Origin of the sequence: Gordonibacter pamelaeae 7-10-1-b (assembly GCF_000210055.1) — a bacterium.
Lineage (GTDB): Bacteria > Actinomycetota > Coriobacteriia > Coriobacteriales > Eggerthellaceae > Gordonibacter > Gordonibacter pamelaeae.
On the sequence record NC_021021.1, the window covers coordinates 2,227,733 to 2,230,002 of the forward strand.

6 protein-coding genes are annotated in these 2,270 nt (G+C 66.0%); 3 read left to right on the forward strand and 3 right to left on the reverse strand.

Features of this window, described 5'->3' with window-relative positions:
• The coding region (locus GPA_RS17480; protein WP_041239453.1) for a 2-thiouracil desulfurase family protein at positions 1–288 on the reverse strand (288 nt) is incomplete at its 3' end.
• A gap of 529 nt (positions 289–817) precedes the next feature.
• On the reverse strand, positions 818–1,045 hold the full coding sequence (locus GPA_RS10335) for a helix-turn-helix domain-containing protein (protein ID WP_015539839.1): 228 nt from the start codon (positions 1,043–1,045) through the stop codon (positions 818–820).
• Between the two features lie 92 nt (positions 1,046–1,137).
• Here GPA_RS10335 and GPA_RS10340 point away from each other — a divergent pair, with 92 nt between their 5' ends.
• On the forward strand, positions 1,138–1,353 hold the full coding sequence (locus tag GPA_RS10340) for a hypothetical protein (RefSeq protein ID WP_015539840.1): 216 nt from the start codon (positions 1,138–1,140) through the stop codon (positions 1,351–1,353).
• Here the strand turns inward: GPA_RS10340 and GPA_RS10345 are convergent.
• Positions 1,350–1,571 carry a helix-turn-helix domain-containing protein gene (locus GPA_RS10345; RefSeq protein ID WP_015539841.1) on the reverse strand — a complete coding sequence of 74 codons (222 nt, stop codon included), beginning with the start codon at positions 1,569–1,571 and terminating at the stop codon, positions 1,350–1,352. The genes GPA_RS10340 and GPA_RS10345 overlap by 4 nt on opposite strands.
• A 112-nt stretch (positions 1,572–1,683) precedes the next feature.
• On the opposite strand from GPA_RS10345, the gene GPA_RS10350 reads away from it, so the two are divergent.
• On the forward strand, positions 1,684–1,902 hold the full coding sequence (locus tag GPA_RS10350) for a helix-turn-helix domain-containing protein (protein WP_041239454.1): 219 nt from the start codon (positions 1,684–1,686) through the stop codon (positions 1,900–1,902).
• Positions 1,903–1,920: 18 nt separating this feature from the next.
• The coding region (locus GPA_RS19200) for an NUDIX domain-containing protein (RefSeq protein WP_231847629.1) at positions 1,921–2,270 on the forward strand (350 nt) is incomplete at its 3' end.

The following is a 2,270-nucleotide window of genomic DNA, read 5'->3' on the forward strand; positions in this document are numbered from 1 at the left end:
CAGCTTGCAGCCGCCCTCCCCCACGGCCTTGAGCGCCGCCTGCGCTCCGACCATGAAGGCGGCCGTGACGTCCGTGCCCTCCGCGCTCGTCACGCGCAGGACGCGCTCGGCGGCATCGACCTCGCTCGGCGGCCGAGGCACCGGCAGGCCGCCCAAGACCTCCGGGCACACGGGCACGAGCTCGACGCCGTCCAAGCCCTGCAGGAGCCGGGCGGCCTCGGACGGGCACGACCTCCCGTCGTAGCGGCAAGGCTCTCCCAGCAAGCAGGAACTGATGGCTATCTTCAACGTCTGCGCCTTTCGTCGGCGGAATACAGCTGCGAACGTCATTCTAGCACGGAGCAGCGCGGCGAACATAAGGCCGGAGACGATGCGGGCGAACGCCTCGCTACGACGACTGCCCGCCGGATGCACACGGCGGGCTGCATGGTCTCAGGCCGGAGCCCGACGAAGAGAGCATTTGATGCCGAAAAGCACCCCCTGCCGGCGAGGTCGCGGCGGCGATGACGGCCGTGAAGAAGGCTCGCATGGCGGGTATCCGAACCTGACGGTCAGGCACGACTTTGCCAGCGCGAAGGCGAGCCCGGCGGCATCCGAATCGCTCAAACCGGAGATCGGCCGGTACGCACGCGAGATGGAGGAGGAATCGAGCCGAATCGACGTGGACTCCCGGAAAACCAAGCGCGGCAACCGAACCCATGAGCCCGCCTACGAGGCGCCGAGGATAGCCCCGTGCATGCCCGAAGCGCCGGAGGCAGGCGAGATGCCCACCATCTCAACGCTTCTGCGCAGTTTCTGGCACCGAGCCGAGACGCAGTCAGAAATCGATCAGGTCGCGCACCTCCACGCCGAGCGCGTCCGCGATCCTTCCCAGCTGCTCGAGCCCGATCTTGATCTTCCCCTGCTCGACGCGGGTGATGTAGGTGTGGGAGTTGGGCTGGCCGATCATGCCCGCGAGCGTGCGCTGCGAGAGGCCCTGCGCCAAGCGCTCCTCGCGGATCGACTTTCCGAGCCGCTCGTATTTGTTGTCCTGTGTCACTCCCATGTGCCAAGGGTATGCGCTAGACTATTCGTCATAGTCACATGTGAGTGACCTTGACGAAATCGTTTCCGCCCTGTCCGGCGGAGGGGAGCAGCATGGTCGAGCTGGAGGGGGCGGCGGATGCCGAGAGAGCCGCCGACAAGGCGAAGGCCGTACTGGAGCGACTCGTCGTGTGCTTGGAGCTGTACGGCGGGCGACTGGAAAACGAGGGACTCGACACGTTCGGTGCCCTCCGCGTCAACGCGATGATGAAGGGAGGTTCTGGGCTCGGGCGCCTCGCGCCTCGGGGAGGCGGCGGACCTGCTCGCTAGACGCCTTTGAGAAGCTCCTCCAGGGAGATGCCCAACCCGCGGGCGATCGAATCGAGCGTGGCCAGGCTCACGTTGCGCCTGCCGCATTCGACGTCGGCCAGATAGGTCCGCGACACCCCGAGCAAGGGGGCGCAGGCGTACTGCGACAGGCCCCGCTCCTCGCGTAGGTCCTTGATCCTAAGGCCGAGCCTCCTCTGCGTTTCGGACGATGTGCGCATTCGCCCATGTTTGCGCATCACTGCTGCTCTAATAGTCCACTTTGGGGGTCTATTTGACACCCGGAGCGGTATCGTCGAACACCCGTTGTCCCGGATCGGAAAGGAGGGGCTCATGGCCGTCGTCTCCAAGCTCGGCCGCATGATGGAAAAGCGCGGCGCAGGCACCGTCGAGCTCGCGGCGAGGGTCGGGATCACCCCGGTCAACCTCTCCCGCATCAAGACGGGCAGGGTGAGGTCGATTCGGTTCTCGACACTGAACGCACTCTGCCGAGAACTCGAATGCGAGCCAGGGGACATCTTGGGATACTTTCCCGACGAGAAACCGGGTTGATCACGATGGGAACTATGTATGCCCAGCTCCGTTGCACCACCAACGCTGGGCGCGTACAATGCCCCTATGGCCCTCATCGACGACATACGCGCCTACGAGCCCTTCAACGAGCAGGAGGCCGTCGACCGGCTGGCCATCCTGCGCGCGCTCGCGAACGACCCGCACGTGTTCGACCGCTCGGCACCGGCGCATATGGCATGCTCGATCTGGACGGTCGACCCTGCCAAGCAGCGCACGCTCATGGTGTACCACAACCTCTACGACTCGTGGAGCTGGATCGGCGGGCATGCGGACGGCGAGCGCGACCTGGCGCGCGTGGCGCTGCGCGAGCTCGAGGAGGAGACGGGCGTGGCCGGCGCCCGGCTCGT

Excerpts from the sequence above, each read along its gene's own strand:
- GPA_RS10335 (WP_015539839.1), bottom strand. The coding sequence starts at position 1,045 with ATGGGAGTGACACAGGACAACAAATACGAGCGGCTCGGAAAGTCGATC.
- GPA_RS10340 (WP_015539840.1), top strand. The coding sequence starts at position 1,138 with ATGGTCGAGCTGGAGGGGGCGGCGGATGCCGAGAGAGCCGCCGACAAG.
- GPA_RS10345 (WP_015539841.1), bottom strand. The coding sequence starts at position 1,571 with ATGCGCACATCGTCCGAAACGCAGAGGAGGCTCGGCCTTAGGATCAAG.
- GPA_RS10350 (WP_041239454.1), top strand. The coding sequence starts at position 1,684 with ATGGCCGTCGTCTCCAAGCTCGGCCGCATGATGGAAAAGCGCGGCGCA.